Genomic DNA, 20,310 nt, shown 5'->3' on the forward strand with positions numbered 1-20,310 from the left:
GGATGTAACATCTGACCGTTGAAAAACAATAAAAATAGACAGATGAAACTCGATTGGAAATTGCATTAAGAATCCAATATTTGGAAAATGTAGAAGAAGTAAACAAGCGGATCTATTTTATTAGGAACATGCTTTCAAACCTAATAAAAAAGGTTAAATTAAACAGCTCTTTATAACCATATAACCCCATAACCATAAAACAATGAAAGGAATAGTACTAGCAGGTGGATCAGGAACTCGATTACACCCATTAACATTATCTGTAAGCAAGCAATTAATGCCGATTTATGACAAGCCAATGATTTATTATCCACTTTCTACCTTAATGTATGCTGGGATAAATGAGGTGTTAATAATATCTACACCAAAAGATTTACCGTTATTCCAAGATTTATTGGGGGATGGCAAAAAGTATGGTTGTAAATTTGAGTATGCCGTCCAAGAAGCTCCAAACGGATTAGCTGAGGCCTTTATAATTGGTGAAAAATTTATAGGAAACGATAAAGTCGCTTTAATTTTAGGAGATAATATTTTTTATGGTACAGGTTTAGCAAAACTATTACAGTCGAATAATGATCCTGAAGGTGGAATTATTTATGCTTATAGAGTACACGACCCAGAACGATATGGTGTGGTTGAATTTAATGATGAAGGTCAAGCCATTTCTATTGAAGAAAAGCCTGAACACCCTAAATCAAACTACGCCGTTCCAGGTATTTATTTTTATGATAATACTGTTGTTGAGATAGCAAAAAAAATAAAACCAAGCCATCGAGGTGAGCTCGAAATCACTGATGTAAATAGAGAATATTTAAACGAAGGAAAACTTAATGTAAGCATTTTAGATAGAGGAACGGCATGGTTAGATACCGGTACATTTCAATCATTAATGCAAGCATCCCAATTTGTTGAGGTTATTGAAGAACGCCAAGGTCTAAAAATAGGAGCTATTGAAGCAGCTGCTTATGAAATGGGATATATTAATGAAGTGGAGTTTGAAAATTTAGCAGAACCATTACTAAAAAGCGGTTATGGTAAAAATTTATTAGAATTACTTAATAAAAATTGATGATAGCAAAAGAAACGAAATTAAAGGGTTGTTTTATATTAGAACCAAAGATTTTTGAAGACAGTAGAGGCTATTTTTTTGAAAGTTTCAACCAAAACACATTCAATAAATTAATTGGTCAAAACATAAATTTTATTCAAGATAATGAATCATTTTCTGTAAAAGGAACATTAAGAGGACTTCATTATCAAAATGGGGAATATGCTCAAGCAAAATTAGTAAGGGTTATAAAAGGAAGCGTTTTTGATATTGCTGTAGACATAAGAAAAGACTCAGATACCTTTGGAGAACATGTTTCTTTAGAATTATCAGAAGCCAATAAAAAGCAATTATATATCCCCAGAGGATTTGCACATGGTTTTGTGGTATTAAGTGATACAGCCATTTTTTCTTATAAATGTGATAATTTTTATAATAAAGAATCTGAAGGAGGCATCATATATAATGATGAATCTTTAAAAATAGATTGGAAATCAAGAGAAGATAAATTTATAATTTCGGAAAAGGATTTAATGCTTCCTAAACTTAAAAATACACAATTATAATGAATGTTTTGGTTACTGGAGGAAATGGACAGTTGGCGAGCTGTATTAAGGATATTCAACATAATTATCCAGCTTTAAACTTTATATATACAGATTATAAAGAATTGGATGTTAGTAACTTAAATCAAATGCAATCTTTTTTTAGTAATCTGGGAGAAATAGATTATTGTATTAATTGTGCTGCTTATACGGCTGTCGATAAAGCCGAAAATGAGGTTGAAATGGCATATAAGGTTAATGTTGAAGGACCAAGAAATTTAGCCACTATTTGCGCTAAAAATAATATAGTTTTAATTCATATATCTACAGATTTTGTATTTGATGGACAAAAAGCAACACCTTATACTGAAACAGACCACCCCAACCCTATAAGTGTTTATGGAGATACCAAATTAAAAGGCGAAATTGAAATTCAAAAAACACTTAAAAAATATTTTATAATAAGAACATCCTGGTTGTATTCTGAGCATGGATATAATTTTATGAAAACCATGCTTAGATTAGCAAAAGAGAGAGATGAAATAAGCGTAGTATATGATCAAATAGGCACGCCAACCTATGCTGGTGATTTGGCAGGTATTATTTTAGAAATAATTGCTTTTGATAAGGATAATTATGGGATATATCATTACAGTAATGAAGGAATAGTATCATGGTTTGATTTTGCAAAGGCTATTTTTGAAGAGAGTAAATTATCAACTAAAGTATGGCCTATAAAAACAGAATCTTATCCCACTCCAGCTAAGAGGCCAAAGTATAGTGCGTTAGATAAAACAAAAATTAAAGATTTTTTAAAAAAGGATATCGTATTTTGGAGAGATAGTTTAAATAAAGTTTTAACAAAAATATAATAAAATTTTTAAATAAAAGAGTGTGTGATTAATACCCCATATGAGGCAGAAACTTAATAAATATTTATGAAAAAAATAATTTGTTTGTTTTTAATATTATTTGCAGTTTCATGTAAAAATGATAAGCAAAATAATAATTACACACCAAGAAAGAAGGCGGAAATAAAAGATAATTTATTTAAAGTTAGCATGAATATAAAGGTTGATGAAAATGATAAGTTTCAATTATTTTATATTGATGATTCTCCAGAAGGTAGTTTTAGCCAAGAAAAACGGTTAACTATTAATATAAATGGAAGTGATAGCCTTCAGGACGTACAATTTACGCTTCCAGAAAAGGTATTTCCTTATAAGTTTAGGGTAGATTTAGGAGAAAACAATGTTGAAACAATTGTTGAAATTAATGAAATAAAACTGCAATATAATAATGAAAGTATTTTAATAGATAAATTAGTTATGGAACGTTTTTTCCAGCCTAATATTTATTTAGAAAAAACAGATAAAGGCTATTTAAGAAAGACTATTAAAGGGCGATGTGATCCGTTTTTATTGTCAACACCATTATTAAATAAAAAAATAGAATTAGACTTACAATATAAGAAATAGGTGGGTAATACAAAAAGAAACTTTATTTATAATACTTTATTAGGACTCACAAATATTCTTGTCCCTATTATAACATTTCCTTATGCTTCCAGGGTATTAGGACCAGAAGGCATAGGTATAACAAGTTTTGCATTATCCCTATCAATAACTTTTATAGTTTTAGGATCACTTGGAATTCCGATATATGGTATTAGAGAGGTTGCAAAATCAAAAAAAAATATAAAGGACTTATCGAAAACTTTCTCAGAACTTTTGATAATTCATTTGTTATGGACAATTTTGATAATGATTTTTTATGCAGTTTGGATTATTATTTCAAAAACGTACCAAAACGAAGATGCTATAAAGTATTTTTCTTTTATTCATATTTTAAGTAGTGTAGGATTAATTAATTGGTTTTATCAAGGAATGGAAAAATACAGGTTTATTTCAGTAATAAACTTTATTTCAAAGATTCTTACAATTTTTTTATTATTCATATTGGTAAAAAAACCTGAAGATTATTGGCTGTATTATTTAATTATAGTTTTGTCAAATGTTCTATCTGTATTAATAAGTATTTTATATAGTTTGAATATTGTTAAATTAACTCTTTTAGGATTAGATTTTAAAAAACATTTTAAGCCTATTATAATCTTATTTAGTACACAGATGGCAATAACAATTTATGTTAATTTAGATGTCATAATGCTTAAGTATTTTTCTGACTTAAAAGATGTAGGATATTATTCTGCTTCAATTAAAATTATTAAGATTCTACTTGTATTGATAACATCTTTGGGCATGGTTTTAATTCCTAAAATCGCTATTTACATAAAAGAAAAGAAAATAAATGAAGTAAAAAATTTAATTGAAAGGTCTATAAATTTTGTTCTCTTGATGTCTATCCCTATAATTTTTTATTTATTTATTACTTCTAAAGATATTATTTTGCTTTTTGCTGGTCAAGATTTTTTATTGGCATCTCTTTTGTTAAAATTACTTACGCCTTTAATACTAATAGTTGGTCTAGCTAATATCTTTTCTTTACAAATATTGGTTCCATCAAATAATGAAAAAACCTATATGTTTATTGTTTTGCTTGGGCTGGTGATTAATATAATTTTAAATAGTGTTTTAATACCAATTATGCACTCAAAAGGAGCCGTATTGGCAACTTTAACTACCGAATTTACCGGATTAGTACTTACATATCATTACAGTAAAAAAGTAATTGACTTTTATTTTCCAATAAAAAAAGTAATTAAGTATTTATTAATTTCTTTATTGTTTGTGCCTATTAGTTTGTTTTTTTCTAGTTTCATCCAAGAAAGCCTAGTTTATTTAATTGTTTTAGCTATTTGTAGCGGTATTATATATTTTTCATTCCTATTCCTAATAAAAGACAAATTTTTTATCGAGTTCGTTTTTAGGCCAGTTTACAATAAGATTATTTTAAAAAAACAATTATGAGCTACTTTGCGGTAACAGTTACGTATGGGGACAGATTTAAATATCTGAAGCAGGTTATTGATTCTTTATTAGAACAAAAAATAGATAAAATTTTAATAGTATCAAACGGAAGCAATGAAAATTCTTTAAACAAAACAAAAGAGCTTGTCAGAAAAACAAATAATATTGAGTTAATCGATTTAAAAAGCAATACAGGTTCCGCAAATGGCTTTTATCAAGGAATAAAATATGCTTACGATAAAGGCGCTGAATACATCTGGTTATTAGATGATGACAATAAACCAACTAAAAATTCTTTAAAAATTCTAAAGGAAGAAAGGGTAAATTTAATCAATAAATATACGAATGAAAGTTTAGCATTACTGTCATACAGGAATGATAGAAAAATTTACAGTGATGCGATTGATTTAATAAACCCAAGACTTATGTTAGGAGTTAATAACTCTTTTCTTGGTTTTAGTCTGTTTAATAATATCGAATCTCTCTTTAAAACGAAGAAACCTAAAGTAGTGACTCAAAAAGACAGAGGGATTGTTGCAGTTGCCCCATATGGAGGTTTGTTTTTTCATAGAGATTTAATTTCCAAAATAGGATTTCCCGATATAAGTTATTTTTTATATGGAGACGATTATGATTTTACTTACAGAATAACAAAAACTGGTGGAAAAATTTTTTTGATAAAAAAAAGCAAGATTATTGATCTAGAAAAATCATTCCATTTAATTAAAAACAAAAGATTTAACACAAGATATTTTAATACAGATTCTAAGGAAAGAATATTTTATTCGGTAAGGAATGGAATTGTATTTGAGCAAAACTTTGTTTCAAACAAATCTATTTATTTAATTAATGCCAGTTTTTATCTTTTAACAGTGTTACTTATATTGTTTTTTTACCCAAAACAATTATGGAAATTTAAGTATATTGTGAAAGGGGTGCATTCAGCTATAAAAAAGGCGCAATGATTTCATTTAAGAAAATTTATCAACTTTCGTTTTATTTTGTTATATCCCTTATCTTTTTGATTGGAGGCGTGCTTCAATTCTTTTTTGGCTTATCAAACACTGTGCTAACATTATTAATAGTTACGATAATGTATTTAACATACACACTATATGCCATTGTAAAGCACAGAATTCTTGTCAATAGGATTGTCTTTTTGAGTTTAATATATGTCATTATTATCATAATTAGCGGAATTATCAATAAAAGCAATTTTTTTTCAATAATTATTTACTTTTTGTTCCCCTTATTGCCATTAGGAACCTTTTTATTTTGTTACATTAATTACAAAGAGAATTATTTAAATCCTAAAAGAATTTTCAAGTTATTGTATTTTATATCTTTAATTCAATTACCAATACTAATAATACAGTCTAATTTTTATGAAGAGTTAATAAAGTTTAATAGCAGTAATCAACATATAGCCTCCTTCGATTTTTTATTTGGAAGTTTCTTTTTAAAGTCCGATCATTCGTTAGGTTTTTTTCTTTTATGTGTGATTATCATTATATTATTAAACATTAGGAAAGGCAGTAAACTAATTAAGTTTCCTGTAACCTCAATAATATATTTAAGTGTCACTGTTTTTTTAACCGAGTCAAATATCTCTAAGTTGTTTTTAAGTATACTTTTGGTTTTGTCTATTGTTATACCTCTTTATAAGAGATATAAAAAGAGTCTCATTTTTAAAGCAGCGATTTTGTTTGTTGGAGCATTTATAATATTATTTATATACAGTTTAAGGGATCAAGAATTTATTAAAGCTAGGCTTGGTGGAGAGTTTGAAAGGCAATATTCGCTCAGTGTTTCAGAAAAGCAATATAAACTTGGTACGGCTAAAAGAGGCCAAATTTTAATAATGACATTTAATAAATTGGAAACAAAATGGATAGGAGATGGACCATATTCTTATTTTAATATTTTAACAGGTAAGTTTAAAAAGACAATTCACTTTTCCCAACTGATTTGGACATATTTTGATTTAGGCATTTTAGGTATAATTGTATTTATGGGGCTTTTAATAAGCATTTTAAAATATTTGGATGTTGATAAAGGGATTCCTTTTTACACAGTTTTAGGGGTATTCACTATATATTCTTTTTATACGACTGTTTTTTCAGATATTGCAATTATGTTTACTCTTATGATGATTTTTAATAAAAAAAACTTAAATGAATTTGATAATTATACCATTTCACGATTGGAGAAAAAGCCATAAAGAAGGTTTTAGAACTCGTGATGTACATTTTATTAATGCTCTATCCGAGAACGATTCTGTTAAAAAAATATTAGTCATTAATAGGCCAACAACAAAAGTTGAATTATTATATAAAAAAAATAATGAACCTCTTCCCGGGAAATTAATATTTGCTAATCAAAAATTTTCTTTGACAGAAATTAAAGAAAAACTATATGTAACAGATTATCTTTCTAATGATGTTTTGGGTCAGTTAGCAAGAAAACATTTATGGTTTATTGAGAAGTATAATGACAAAGAATACGTTGATTTTATATATACTTGTCAGAAGTTATTAAAATTTGATGACCCTAATCTAATAGTACAAAACATTTTTTCTTATAAACTAGGAATTACTTTGAATGCTAAAGTAAAGGTTTTTGATGCATGGGATAATTTTTTAAAATTCCCTGCATATAAGAGAATTAAAAAAGACTTAAAATTAGGATATTCAATACTGTCAGATAAAATTCCTAACTGGGTAACTAATTCTCAAGAGAATATAGAATTTTATAAGAAAAAGTTTAATCCTGTGCATATTACATTGATTAAAAATGGAGTTAAATCAAATTTCATGTCAGGAGATAAAGTTGTCCCAGAAGACATTAAGGATTTAAAGAGACCAATAATAGGTTTTGGAGGAAAAATATCATATTTACTTGATTATGAACTAATCAATTTTATTACAAAAGATAATTCAAATTATTCTTTTGTTTTTGTAGGTCAGATATTAGATAAAAATGTATATAAAAAAATTGAAAAAAGAACCAATGTTTTTTTTCTTGGAGACAAAAAATACTCTGAGTATTCAAACTATGTAAAAAACTTTGATATTTGTATTGTTCCATATAATATTAATGAAGGACAACATGGAGGTGATTCAATGAAAGCATACGAATATTTATTAACTGGTAAAAAAGTAATTGGAACTAAAGGAAATGGATTACAAGACTTAAAAGAGTATATTTATTTACCCAATACAAAGGAAGAGTTTTCATTAGACTTAAAAGATCTTACAAATAAAAAAAGTCAGATTAATATTGAGGATTATTCATGGGAATCTAAAGGAAAAAGTTTACTTAAAATATTGAAAAAGTGAATGTTTTTATAAAACTTAAGCTATTTATAAAAGATAATACCGGAAACTTTCTTTTATGTTTAATAGCTGCCATGATTCCATTTAAAATGAACATGGGAAATATAGCTATTGTTATAAGTTTTATTTATGCTGTATATTTTAAATACAAGCAAGGTTTTAAGTTTGATAAAAAGGGATATTATTTACTTTATTTTCCCTTAGCTTTTTTTGTTATTAATCTTATAAGCGCTTTATTGAGCAACAATATTTATGCTGGAATTAGAAGTATTGATAAAAATTTGTTGTTAGTGTTAATTCCATTAACATTATACTTTTTAAAGAAGACAAATAACTTCTTAAAACAGACCCTTATAGTTTTTGCTATCTCATGTTCAATAGCTACCTTTATGTTATTGGTTTATGGCGGGTATAATATTTTAAGAGGACAACCGACAGATGTTTTATTTTTTCATAATTTTTCAATAATCTATGATCAACATGCCGTCTATTTTGCACTATTTCTTGCTTTAAGCGTTTTTTCTTTGACTCATTACTACAATAAAATTAATTTATTAAAGTTCAAAATCAAATTACTATCAATAACATCGCTTTTCTTATTAATAATTGGATTGTTTTTGACAGCATCAAAAGCAGTAATTTTTATTTTTTTAATACTTTATTTTTTCCAATTAGTCTCTCTTTTAAAAGCATTTAAAACAAGAATTCTTGTTTTTGTTTCATTTTTATTGATAATATTTGTTTTATCAAAAACTGAAACCATTAGTACTAGATTTATTGATGGGCTAGAGTTTAATATCAATAATTTTGAACCAACAAGTAATATAGTTGAAGCTAAAGTTTTTAATTATGAAGATAAAGTAGCTATTAGTGATTTAGAGCTACGGTATATGTTTTTTAAAATAGGAATGTTTCATTTTTTAGATGATGGAAAATTGCTTTTTGGTTATGGAGTTGGTGATGTACAAGATTTTTTAGATTATTATTATTTAACATACGGGCTAGCTCCAAATTGGTATGAAGGGTTTAATGTACACAATCAATATTTACAAATTCTTATAACCTATGGTTTTTTTGTTTTTTTGTTTTTTTTAGTATACTTAATAATTAGTTTTTATTATGCTTTTAAACATCAAAGTTTACTTCATTTATTTTTCTTGATAATGATTTGTTTTATATTTGTTTTTGAAGTTGCATTAGTAAGAAATAAAGGAATTGTTTTTTTCTATTTTTTTAATACACTTTTCTTTTTAAACCATATTAGATTTGAAGATAGCCATTCTAGGAACACGAGGAATACCTAATTATCATGGAGGCTTTGAACAGTTTGCAGAGTTTTTTTCAGTTTATCTTGCTGATAAGGGGCATGATGTGTATGTTTATAATTCAAATAAGCACCCTTATCAAAAAAAGGCATTTAAAGCTGTTAAGATAATCCATTGTAACGACCCTGAGAATAAGATGGGTACTGTAGGTCAATTTATTTATGATCTAAATTGTATTTTAGATTCGAGAAAGAGGAATTTTGATATAATTCTTCAGTTAGGTTACACAAGCAACTCTATATGGTATTGGCTATTACCTAAGTCATCGAAAATAGTAACCAATATGGATGGTTTAGAGTGGAAGCGATCTAAATATTCAAAAACGGCACAAAACTTTTTGCGTTATGCTGAAAGATTGGCTATAAAAAGTAGTGGTTTTTTAGTGTCTGATTCAATAGGGATTCAGAACTATATAAAATCAAAATATAATAGAGATTCAAAATATATTGCATATGGGGCGAATGTTTTTTCTATGCCCAACAAAGATGTATTAAAAAAGTATGATTTAATTGCATATGATTTTGATATGCTAATAGCTAGATTAGAGCCAGAAAACAACATAGAGGTTATTCTTGATGGGGTGAATAAATCAGCTATTAAAAGGCCTTTTCTTGTTATAGGAAAATATAATGTAAATAAATTTGGTTTATACCTAAAAGAAAAGTATAAAGGGAATAGTTACATAAGATTTGTTGGTGGAATATATAACATTGAGGAGTTAAATAATCTGAGGTATTTTTCAAATCTATATTTTCATGGTCATTCTGTTGGGGGTACAAACCCTTCTTTATTAGAGGCAATGTCATCAAATGCACTTATAATTGCAAATAATAACATATTTAATAAATCTATTTTAGAGAATGATGCTTTATATTTTAACACATCAGAAGATGTTAGTACATACATTAATTCCATTAAAAAAATTGAATACTCTAATTTTTTGGAGGAAAACAAAAGAAAGATTGAAACTAACTACAGTTGGGAAATTATTAACAAACAATATTTACGATTATTGACTGAGGTAAACAAATATAATTAATAAAAACATATACTGCATAGGTGCAGGTTAGGTAAGTATCCCAATGGTAGTTGGGGTTAAAATTGTCTTCATAACTCGAGTTTCCTGTTTTAAATCGTTTTGTCAATCTGAAAAACCATTACAAAAAGGATTAGTTTTACTATAAATCCATTTGCAGTCACTGCATTAATATGCCTAGGCATTAAAGCACTGATTTGACTGATTGATGTTTCTATTCTTTTCCTCATACATTCCTTTATGAAACGTAGATGGGGCTGGTCTTTTCTTTTGGAATTGGATTTTCTGCTAATTTGAAGATGAACTTGCTCTGTTTCTTCAAAGTGGTCTTCAATTTCATAGTTGGTATATCCACTATCTCCATATAGAGAACTCTCAGCAGGTAAGTCGTGGTACATCCTTTTCAAGATTTGTGAGTCGTGTTCCGCTCCGGGAATGATATACATTTCCACGGGAATACCATCAGTAGTAGTAACCAACTGTACTTTCACTCCATAGAAATTTTCTCGTTTGGAAGCATTATATCCTCTATATTTTTCTTCTTTGAACAATTTGCAACGGCCAATACGAATGTTATGGCAAGCTTTAACAGGAAAGGAATCAATAACATACTCCATCTGACAGCAAGCATATTTAAAGAACCTGCCAATGTAAAAGAATAATAGCTACATAAAATCTTTAAGCCTATGCAAACGTTTGGTGAACCCGCTCTTGCCTATAACTTGAGTGAAAATATGACTATCCATATAGCGCAAGGCCATAGTTTGGTTCCCTCTAAAATATAGCGCGGAAACAATAGCAGTGGTGAGCACTTGGCTATCACTAAAGGATCGGCTTATATGTTCTTCATGGTTCATTTATTGTAAAAGATCATCGAGTAAACAATAAATTGCTATAACTTTGTCCTGGAGCATTTTGAGTTCTTTTTGAAATTAGACAATCAAAAATAATGAACTTATTTGCTCCTTCTTTTTTGGAAACTCGGGTTTCATATATAAATGTCTATGGTTGATATAAATGAATCAAGAAATTTTCTTAAAGATTATTGTCCTTGTGGGAACTGGTAACCATCGTTATTTAGAATACACATAAAAATTTAAATAAGCTCACAAAAAATGATAGACACTTTATTTTTACAGCAGCAGTCTGTTTGGTGTCATCTTTCAATGGACAAGACATTAAAACCTATAAACCACAGAGTTCAAAACAAAAAGGTTTGGGGTTTACTAAGAATCAAAAGCAGAACCTTTAAACTACAAACGCCAGGGTTTTCAAATCCAGATTAATACAAATATGAGTCCAGATAGAGATGTAGCACTAATAGTTTGTGGGAATGAGTTTGGTTGAAACAACGCAAGACAAAAAGGTGGTAGCACAATCACCCTACGGCATGCGCTGCAGTTTTATAAAACACATAAGAATTAAAAAGGTAGATTCACCCATATTAAAGGTATAACAAAGCCTAGTCAAAGTCATGCATGATATATATAAGAAGAATTCACATATTGCGATCATTTTGCATAATGGTAAGTTCGATAGCCATGACAAAACAAAATCTTTTATTAAAAAAGATGTCACCTTTTCCATTTATAAAATTAAAAAAAAGTATGGCTTTGATTAATCATAAAGTTAATTTGATGTTAGTAAAGTATATTTAATGAACTTCCTTATTTTTGTTGAAATTCTGATAAAATGACCATTAAAAACATTTGCTGTATAGGTGCAGGCTACGTAGGAGGACCAACCATGGCAGTGGTGGCACAAAAATGTCCATATATAACGGTAACCATTGTAGATATTAATGCATCTAGGATAGCCGCATGGAATAATGAAGATTTAAGTAAACTGCCAGTTTTTGAACCAGGGTTAGACAACATTGTTGATGAGGCACGTGGGCGAAATTTATTTTTCTCAACAGATGTAGATAAAGCTATTGACGAAGCGGATATGATTTTTATCTCGGTAAATACTCCAACCAAAACCTATGGAAAAGGAAAAGGTATGGCAGCCGATTTAAAATATATAGAACTATGTGCCCGTCAGATAGCCAAAGTGTCCAAAAGCAATAAAATTGTGGTAGAAAAATCAACATTGCCCGTTAGAACGGCATCCGCAATAAAGAGCATTCTAAATCATACAGGTAATGGTGTTCAATTTCAAATACTCTCCAATCCTGAGTTTTTAGCAGAAGGAACAGCGATAGACGATCTTTTAAATCCAGATAGGATATTAATTGGAGGAGACGATAGTATAGAAGGGCAAAAAGCCATTCAGGCGTTGGTAGACATCTATGCAAATTGGGTTTCTAAAGATAAAATTCTAACCACAAATGTGTGGTCATCAGAGCTGTCCAAACTAACAGCAAATGCCTTTTTAGCGCAACGTGTATCATCTATTAATGCGATATCCCAGCTTTGCGAAAAATCTGGAGCAGATGTCAACGAGGTTGCTAAGGCAATAGGTATGGATTCTAGAATTGGCTCTAAATTCTTAAAAGCTTCTGTTGGTTTTGGAGGATCTTGTTTTCAAAAGGATATTCTTAACTTAGTTTATATAGCTAAAACGTATGGATTAAATGAAGTAGCCGATTATTGGGAACAAGTTATTATAATGAACGACTACCAAAAACAACGTTTTTCCGACAACATAGTAAGTACGCTCTATAATACAGTTTCAGGTAAAAAGATAACGTTTTTTGGTTGGGCATTTAAAAAAGACACAAACGATACACGTGAATCTGCGGCTATAAAAGTTGCGGATAATTTATTGAGTGAGCAAGCCAATATTTCTGTTTATGATCCTAAAGTGGTTGAAGAACGTATTTATGCAGATTTAGACTATTTAGGGACAAGAAGCGAAAACGAAAATAAAGCATTGTTAACGGTTCATAATAATCCTTATGAAGCCAGCAAAGAGTCTCACGCCATTGCTGTTTTAACAGAATGGGATGAGTTTAAAACGTACGATTGGCAGAAAATTTATGATAGCATGTATAAGCCTGCTTTTATTTTTGATGGAAGAGGGATTTTAGACATTCAAACACTTGAGAAGATTGGTTTTGTGTGTTATAAAATTGGAAGTGGAGCTAAAATTTAATAACTAATGCGAATCAAGGGTTGGGTTTTTAAGAGTATTAACATTCAGTAAGTTGAGGTTTAACCTTTACAAAGTTCAAAACTTTGGCAAAGGTATCTCCCAGATTGGTAAGGCTCATTTTCAATCCTTGATTCGCATAACAAATAATTTAGTACATGACAAAAATCCAAATATATTCAGATGTCAGTCTGAGCGCAGTCGAAGACATTGGAAATATTGTTTTTAATCGCATTTCGACTTTAGTTTATCTTGAGCACAGCCGAAAGGCTCAATATGACACGCTTCAGTTTTTGTCATGTACTAAAAACAAACAAATAAAATGAAGAAGGTTTTAATTACTGGAGCAGCAGGATTTTTAGGGTCTCACCTATGCGACCGTTTTATAAAAGAAGGGTATCATGTTATTGGAATGGATAACTATATCACTGGTGATAGAAAAAACCTATTACATTTAGAAAACAATCCTAATTTTAGTTTTATAGAACACGATGTTTCCGAATTTGTGAAAATTGATGGTAATCTAGATTATATCTTACATTTCGCTTCACCTGCAAGCCCTATAGATTATTTAAAAATACCCATTCAAACATTAAAAGTGGGGTCTTTGGGCACACATAATTTGTTAGGGTTAGCAAAAGCTAAAAAAGCTAGAATACTTATTGCTTCAACCTCCGAAGTATATGGTGACCCATTAGTGCATCCGCAAACTGAAGACTATTACGGTAATGTAAACACAATAGGACCCAGAGGTGTATATGACGAGGCAAAACGCTTTCAAGAAGCAATAACTATGGCATATCATAGGTTTCATGGTGTAGAAACACGTATTGTGCGTATTTTTAATACCTATGGACCAAGAATGAGGCTTAACGATGGACGTGTAATTCCTGCATTTATGGGACAAGCCCTTAGAGGTGAAGATTTAACGATATTTGGAGACGGTTCCCAAACACGTTCTTTTTGCTATGTTGATGACCAAATAGAGGGGATTTATAGGCTATTATTAAGCGATTATTCGTATCCTGTGAATATTGGAAACCCCCATGAAATTTCCATAAAGGATTTTGCTGAAGAAATAATAAAACTTACGGGAACAAATCAAAAAATAGTTTATAAAGAATTGCCAATTGACGATCCTTTACAACGACAACCGGATATTAGTTTAGCTAAAAAATTGTTAAATTGGCAACCAACAGTTGAACGAGAACAAGGAATGAAAATTACTTTCGATTATTTTAAAAGTTTAACAGCAGACGAACTTTATAGAAGTGAGCATAAAGATTTTACAAACCACATAAAGAAATAAATTGAATTATAGACAAGGAAGATATTCGAGTTTAATAAAGCCATTATTTGGTTTTATCGATTTAGCAATACTAAACGGTTCTATTTATCTTTTTCAAATTAATTTAAACGATATAAATCTATTTGGTGCTTATATTTCTGTTTTATGGATAATTATAGCTGTAAAAAATCATTTTTATGAAATTCAAAGGCATACAAGAGTAATACATATTGTACAGCTTTTATTTAGTCAAATTATTCTTTTTGCTGTTATATTATATGCTTACATAGGGCTTTTTAAGCAGCCAAATATTAGCAGGCTTGCTTTGGGTAATTATTTACTACTCGTTTCGTTGCTTATTTCTAGTTTAAAATTTTTAAACTTCTTTTTACTAAAAAAGTATAGAGCCATATTAAGAGGAAATACAAGAAACGTAATTGTTATTGGCAAAAACGAAAAAACAAGGCAACTCATAAAAACATTTAATACAAGATTGGATTTTGGCTATAAATTTAAAGCTCAATTTAGTATTCATGATGAGGGTTTTTCTTTAAATAAATGTTTTAATTATGTTATTGAAAACAACATCGATGAAATATATTTTTCTATTGCCGAATTATCAAATAAACAAATCAATAATTTAATAGATTTTGCAGATAATAATTTAAGAGAACTTAAATTTATTCCGGACAATAAAGATATTTTTTCCAAAAAATTAAAATACGAGTATTACGATTACATACCTATTCTATCATTAAGAACCATTCCGCTACAAGAATCGGTAAATAAATTCTTAAAGCGCTTATTTGATATTTTATTTGCATCATTTATAATCATTTTTGTTTTGTCTTGGTTGACCCCAATTCTAGCAATTTTAATTAAATTGGAATCAAAAGGACCAGTATTTTTTAAACAATCCAGAAATGGATTCAATTATGAGGAATTCTATTGCTATAAATTTAGATCCATGACTCCTAGCAAAGAAGCTCATTTACTTCAAGCAACAAAAGGAGATCAAAGAATCACAAAAGTAGGAGCTTTTCTTCGTAAAACAAGTATTGACGAATTACCGCAATTTTTCAATGTTCTTTTCGGAGAGATGTCTGTAGTTGGTCCCCGCCCTCATATGGTTAGCCATACCAATTTGTACGCACAAAGAGTCGATAAATTCATGGTACGCCATTTTGTAAAACCAGGGATAACAGGATTGGCTCAAATAAGTGGATATAGAGGCGAAGTCGAAACCGATAAAGACATTATTAACAGGGTTAAGTATGATATTTTTTATGTTGAAAACTGGTCGTTATTATTAGATATAAAAATAATTGTGCAAACATTTTTAAACGTTCTAAAAGGCGAAGAAAAAGCATATTAATTACATTGTTGTTCGATAAAAGACATAAGACCGCTTCGCTTTTAGAACAAAGAGCCAAGACTTAATTCTAGCTATCTGATGAACATACATAACTTAAAAGAAAAGTAAACTGCTATTTCTCGAAAAAAATTATTTCTGAAAAAACAATTGTCATTGAACTCATCTTGACTTTTTGTTTTTAACCGAAAATGAGATAAAATTTGTACAGATGAGGCACTTTTTGAAAGGCATAGCAGAGCTAAGCATAAAAAAAGGAACGAAATATGGACGGATTTTAGCCATTCCTGCCTGCCGGCAGGCAGGTTTTAGGAAAAAGAAAAAGTTAAGATGAGTTCATTATTAAAAGCTCATAGGACCATTTACTTAATAGGGTATATGAAATTAAAAATATTTTTAATCGGACACTAATGATTAATATACATTGAAACCTTTAGTTTCTATTATAACACCCATGTTTAATTCTGAAGCTTATATTTCAGAAACCATAAACAGCGTTATAAATCAAACTTACACCAACTGGGAACTACTATTAATAGATGATGGTTCTAACGATAAAACCATCGCAAAAGCAAACCAATTCATTGCCCAAAAACCAAATATAAAACTGCTTAAAAATAAAGCTAATTTAGGTGCAGCAATTTCTAGAAATAAAGGTGTTGAAGCTTCTAAAGGTAAATATATAGCCTTTTTAGATGCGGATGATTTATGGAAACCCAATAAACTCCAAACACAAATAGAGTTTATGGAAGCTCAAAATTGTGACGTTTGTTTTAGCAGTTACGAACAAATTGACGAAACGGGAAAGCTTCTTAATAAAGTAATAAAAGCGTTACCCGAGTTAACCTATCAAAAATACTTAAAAAGCAATTACATTGGCAATTTAACAGGCGTGTATAATGCGAAGGTTTTAGGCAAAATAAAAGCGCCTAACCTACGGAAACGACAAGACTGGCTATTATGGTTAGCAGCTATTAAAACCTCTGGCAAACCCGCAAAGGGCATTCAGGAATCGTTGGCTTATTACAGGATTAGAAAAGACGCAATGTCTTCAAACAAAATAAATCTTTTAAAATATAATTATTGGGTGTATAGAAAGGGGTTGGGTTTTTCAACCTTAAAGTCTGTTTACTATATGCTAATCTTTTTAAATGAGCATTTCTTGGTAAAATCGAAACAAGTTGTTTCTATAAATAAGACTTAAACTGTTTTAATTTTCCTCTGCTAGAACGCTCTAAAGCTGTTTTTCTTTCAAAAGAAATGGTTAAATTGGGTTCTAAATATTTGGTAATAGCGACGTTAATATTTGCTAGTTTTTCTTGTGAAAGCTCATGGTTACTTACATAGCTTATCTTAAAAGTATCCAATTTTAGTTGCTCGATAATAAATTCTTTAACATTTCCATCATCTTCAATAATGGTTTTTGTAACGTAGTAGAAGGTTAGGCCTGCTGCTTTTTTTCCGCTAGGCAACTTTACAACATCGTTCGTTCTGCCAATTAAAGTCTCTAAAATGGGTTTATTTGGGGTGCTTTCTTTTGAAAGTTTACCAATATCACCTAAATCGTATCGAATAAATGGATGTGCCTTATTATAAAGCGCCGTTACAACCACACGCCCTTCTTGCCCGTAAGGTAAAACTTGATTGTTTTCATCTAGAATTTCAACATACAAATCTTCTGTGTTTATAATCCATTCCTTTTTGGTATTTTGAAAGGCAATCAAACCCAATTCAGCGGCACCATATTCGTTAATAATGGGGATGCCTAAATGTGTTTCTAATAGCATTTTATCTTTTTCAAAAAGCATTTCAGAAGTTACAATACATACTTTTAATGTTGGACAAATAGTTTTTAACACGAGGTTTTTCTGCTTCAAATATTTAGCAAATTGAACAATCGAACTCGTATAACCATTGATGTAGTCAAACTTAGTAGTTTTGAATTTAATGAGATTCTTTTCAAATTGTGCATCACTTAAATCAAATACTGAAAACCGATAGCGTTTGCTTAAAAAATCCTTAAAGCGTTCTTTATAATACCCTGTTTTATCTAAAGGAATACCATAAAACCGGGCTTGTCTCGATGCGTTAAAATCCAAATGAAACCAACGATATCGGTTAATAAAGCCTGCCCAAGTAAGGGCGTGACAAAATGTATCCTTGGCAAAAATAAACGGGTCACCAGAAGATCCAGAAGTTTTATTTAAATATACATTTTTGGTTGTAAAACCTTCAGAAAGCCGTTCCTTTAAAGGTTGTTGCAAGTGGCGTTTGCTCATTACAGGAATGCTGTTCCAATCGTGTAGATTCACGTCTTTTGCAAAGGTTTTGTAAAAAGGATTATGCTTTATATGAAATTCAACAATTGCTTCCTTTTTTGCTTCAATATAAGAACTTAACTCAGTATCGGTTTTCTGCTGAATAGTTTTCAAAACAGCTTGAGCCTTTTTAATAGGAAAGCCGTTAATTTTCAAAGAAATATGGAACAAATTCAAGGTAAAACATAATTTTTGTAAAGTAAATAAAAAATATTCGTGAATTCGTGTCATTAATTTTATTTTTGCAGTTGAAAAAACACTGAGGCTGTCTAAAAAGTCTAGTTGGAAGTCATATTGAGCTTGTCGAAATAGTTTAATTACAGGTAATCAATATTGGTTTCGACAAAGCCTGTGCTGAGCTTGTCGAAGTGCTCAACCTGACAAACTAAATTTAAAGGATTTTTTAGACAGCCTCGAATTTTAATTTGTCATTCCCACAATTGGGAATCTAAAAAAACAATACAATGAATATCTTAATTCTTGGTTCTGGCGGAAGAGAACACACTTTTGCTTGGAAAATTGCCCAAAGTCCGTTATGCAAAAACTTATTTGTAGCACCTGGAAACTCCGGAACAGCAAATATTGCGACCAATGTAAATATTGGGGTTACCAATTTTGAGGCGATTAAAGAATTAGTTTTAAAGGAAAATATAGATATGGTTGTAGTGGGACCAGAAGACCCATTAGTACAGGGGGTGCACGACTATTTTTTAAACGATGCAGCCATTAAACATGTATCGGTAATCGGCCCACAAAAAGTTGCTGCTGAATTAGAAGGCAGTAAAGAGTTTGCAAAAGAATTTTTATACCGTCATAACATTCCAACTGCAGCTTACGAAAGTTTTACTAAAGAAACAGTTGAAAAAGGCTATGCGTTTTTAGAAACTCTAAATCCGCCGTATGTATTAAAAGCCGATGGATTGGCAGCAGGAAAAGGTGTTGTTATTTTAAATAATTTAGATGAAGCCAAAGCCGAGTTAAAAAGCATGTTGGTAGATGCTAAATTCGGTCAAGCAAGTACCAAAGTGGTTATTGAAGAATTTTTAGACGGTATTGAGTTAAGCTGTTTTGTACTTACAGATGGTAAAAACTACAAAATATTACCAACTGCTAAAGATTACAAACGCATAGGAGAAGGCGATACTGGCTTGAATACAGGAGGTATGGGAGCCGTATCTCCAGTGCCTTTTGCAACCGATGAATTTCTTGGTAAAATTGAAGAACGCATTGTGAAACCAACTATTAGCGGATTTAAAAAAGATAACTTACCGTATGTTGGTTTTGTATTTATAGGACTCATAAAAGTTGGTAACGACCCCAAAGTTATAGAATACAATGTGCGTATGGGCGATCCAGAAACCGAAGTCGTTTTGCCAAGACTTAAAAACGATTTTGTTGAAATTCTTCAGGCCATGGCTAACGGAACTTTAGATAAAATAAACATCGAAATAGATGCGCGTGCTGCAACAACCATTATGTTAGTATCTGGAGGTTACCCTGAAGATTATGAAAAAGGAAAGGAAATTACAGGCGTTGATGCAATCAAAGATTCTATTCCATTTCATGCCGGTGCACAATTGAAAGATGGCAAAGTGGTAACAACAGGAGGTCGTGTTATGGCAATAACATCCTATGGAAATACGTATCAAGAGGCCATAAAAAAATCTTACCAAAGTATAGAAAAACTACATTTTGATAAGATGTATTATCGTAAAGATATCGGATTCGATTTATAGATAAGAATGTGAAGAAATACTTTTGTCTTCTTCGTTATTATCATTAAATGTTTTAAGTTGTTTCATCCAGTATACCATGGCAGCAAATCCGATGATAAGGAAAATCCAAGAAATGGTGTTTGCAGCAAACCAATTTTCAAGCTCTAATGCCCTAAGGGCATCAAACGGTTTAAAAAGGAAGTCAACAAACAAATCTTGTATAGCGTAAAATAAATCTTTCATGTAGTGCTATTTATAGTTTTCTAACCAGCTTTAGTTAGTATATTTACGAAGCAAAAATACAA

Annotated in this window: 18 protein-coding genes; 15 read left to right on the plus strand and 3 right to left on the minus strand. The window is 30.1% G+C overall.

Features of this window, described 5'->3' with window-relative positions:
• Positions 1-202 precede the first annotated feature (202 nt).
• The 10 genes from rfbA (at position 203) to ACGLWY_RS09620 (ending at position 10,222) form a co-directional block, all read left to right on the plus strand.
• Positions 203-1,069 carry a glucose-1-phosphate thymidylyltransferase RfbA gene (gene rfbA, locus ACGLWY_RS09575; RefSeq protein ID WP_396619457.1) on the plus strand — a complete coding sequence of 289 codons (867 nt, stop codon included), beginning with the start codon at positions 203-205 and terminating at the stop codon, positions 1,067-1,069.
• A complete protein-coding gene (rfbC, locus tag ACGLWY_RS09580; protein ID WP_396619458.1) occupies positions 1,069-1,614 on the plus strand; it encodes a dTDP-4-dehydrorhamnose 3,5-epimerase in 546 nt (181 codons plus the stop codon). The genes rfbA and rfbC overlap by 1 nt, the downstream gene beginning before the upstream one ends.
• Positions 1,614-2,465 (plus strand): dTDP-4-dehydrorhamnose reductase, encoded by an 852-nt coding sequence (gene rfbD, locus ACGLWY_RS09585; protein ID WP_396619459.1) that lies wholly within the window; start codon positions 1,614-1,616, stop codon positions 2,463-2,465. The genes rfbC and rfbD overlap by 1 nt, the downstream gene beginning before the upstream one ends.
• 66 nt (positions 2,466-2,531) lie before the next feature.
• Entirely contained in the window at positions 2,532-3,071 is a 540-nt protein-coding gene (locus tag ACGLWY_RS09590; RefSeq protein WP_396619460.1) for a hypothetical protein, read from the plus strand.
• A complete protein-coding gene (locus ACGLWY_RS09595; protein ID WP_396619461.1) occupies positions 3,072-4,523 on the plus strand; it encodes a flippase in 1,452 nt (483 codons plus the stop codon).
• Complete coding sequence (locus ACGLWY_RS09600; RefSeq protein WP_396619462.1) at positions 4,520-5,488, plus strand: glycosyltransferase; 969 nt, start codon at positions 4,520-4,522, stop codon at positions 5,486-5,488. Before ACGLWY_RS09595 ends, ACGLWY_RS09600 begins: the two co-directional genes overlap by 4 nt.
• A 674-nt stretch (positions 5,489-6,162) precedes the next feature.
• Positions 6,163-6,744, plus strand: coding sequence for a hypothetical protein (locus tag ACGLWY_RS09605; protein WP_396619463.1), 582 nt, complete (start codon positions 6,163-6,165; stop codon positions 6,742-6,744).
• Positions 6,698-7,861: a hypothetical protein gene (locus ACGLWY_RS09610; RefSeq protein ID WP_396619464.1), complete on the plus strand. Its 1,164-nt coding sequence runs from the start codon at positions 6,698-6,700 to the stop codon at positions 7,859-7,861. Before ACGLWY_RS09605 ends, ACGLWY_RS09610 begins: the two co-directional genes overlap by 47 nt.
• Positions 7,858-9,162, plus strand: coding sequence for a hypothetical protein (locus ACGLWY_RS09615; protein WP_396619465.1), 1,305 nt, complete (start codon positions 7,858-7,860; stop codon positions 9,160-9,162). Before ACGLWY_RS09610 ends, ACGLWY_RS09615 begins: the two co-directional genes overlap by 4 nt.
• A complete protein-coding gene (locus tag ACGLWY_RS09620; protein ID WP_396619466.1) occupies positions 9,125-10,222 on the plus strand; it encodes a DUF1972 domain-containing protein in 1,098 nt (365 codons plus the stop codon). Before ACGLWY_RS09615 ends, ACGLWY_RS09620 begins: the two co-directional genes overlap by 38 nt.
• Positions 10,223-10,311: 89 nt before the next feature.
• Here ACGLWY_RS09620 and ACGLWY_RS09625 read toward each other — a convergent pair whose 3' ends face one another.
• On the minus strand, positions 10,312-10,836 hold the full coding sequence (locus tag ACGLWY_RS09625; protein ID WP_396619467.1) for an IS982 family transposase: 525 nt from the start codon (positions 10,834-10,836) through the stop codon (positions 10,312-10,314).
• Between the two features lie 1,075 nt (positions 10,837-11,911).
• Here ACGLWY_RS09625 and ACGLWY_RS09630 point away from each other — a divergent pair.
• From ACGLWY_RS09630 to ACGLWY_RS09645, 4 genes are all read left to right on the plus strand, one after another.
• Positions 11,912-13,315 (plus strand): UDP-glucose 6-dehydrogenase, encoded by a 1,404-nt coding sequence (locus ACGLWY_RS09630; RefSeq protein WP_396619468.1) that lies wholly within the window; start codon positions 11,912-11,914, stop codon positions 13,313-13,315.
• A 319-nt stretch (positions 13,316-13,634) separates the two neighbouring features.
• The gene (locus tag ACGLWY_RS09635; protein WP_396619469.1) at positions 13,635-14,621 is read left to right on the plus strand and encodes a UDP-glucuronic acid decarboxylase family protein; all 987 of its coding nucleotides are present in this window, start codon (positions 13,635-13,637) and stop codon (positions 14,619-14,621) included.
• A gap of 1 nt (position 14,622) precedes the next feature.
• Positions 14,623-15,975 carry an undecaprenyl-phosphate glucose phosphotransferase gene (locus ACGLWY_RS09640; protein ID WP_396619470.1) on the plus strand — a complete coding sequence of 451 codons (1,353 nt, stop codon included), beginning with the start codon at positions 14,623-14,625 and terminating at the stop codon, positions 15,973-15,975.
• A 421-nt stretch (positions 15,976-16,396) separates the two neighbouring features.
• The gene (locus tag ACGLWY_RS09645) at positions 16,397-17,176 is read left to right on the plus strand and encodes a glycosyltransferase family 2 protein (protein ID WP_396619471.1); all 780 of its coding nucleotides are present in this window, start codon (positions 16,397-16,399) and stop codon (positions 17,174-17,176) included.
• Here the strand turns inward: ACGLWY_RS09645 and ACGLWY_RS09650 are convergent.
• Complete coding sequence (locus tag ACGLWY_RS09650; protein ID WP_396619472.1) at positions 17,160-18,521, minus strand: phenylacetate--CoA ligase family protein; 1,362 nt, start codon at positions 18,519-18,521, stop codon at positions 17,160-17,162. The genes ACGLWY_RS09645 and ACGLWY_RS09650 overlap by 17 nt on opposite strands.
• A gap of 233 nt (positions 18,522-18,754) precedes the next feature.
• Between ACGLWY_RS09650 and purD the strand changes: the two genes are divergently transcribed.
• A complete protein-coding gene (gene purD, locus ACGLWY_RS09655; RefSeq protein WP_396619473.1) occupies positions 18,755-20,026 on the plus strand; it encodes a phosphoribosylamine--glycine ligase in 1,272 nt (423 codons plus the stop codon).
• On the opposite strand, the gene ACGLWY_RS09660 is transcribed toward purD, so the two are convergent.
• Entirely contained in the window at positions 20,021-20,248 is a 228-nt protein-coding gene (locus ACGLWY_RS09660; protein ID WP_396619474.1) for a uracil phosphoribosyltransferase, read from the minus strand. The two genes, purD and ACGLWY_RS09660, sit on opposite strands and share 6 nt — an antisense overlap.
• Positions 20,249-20,310: the final 62 nt, after the last annotated feature.

Source organism: Mariniflexile sp. HMF6888, from assembly GCF_044335535.1.
Taxonomy (GTDB): Bacteria; Bacteroidota; Bacteroidia; order Flavobacteriales; family Flavobacteriaceae; genus Mariniflexile.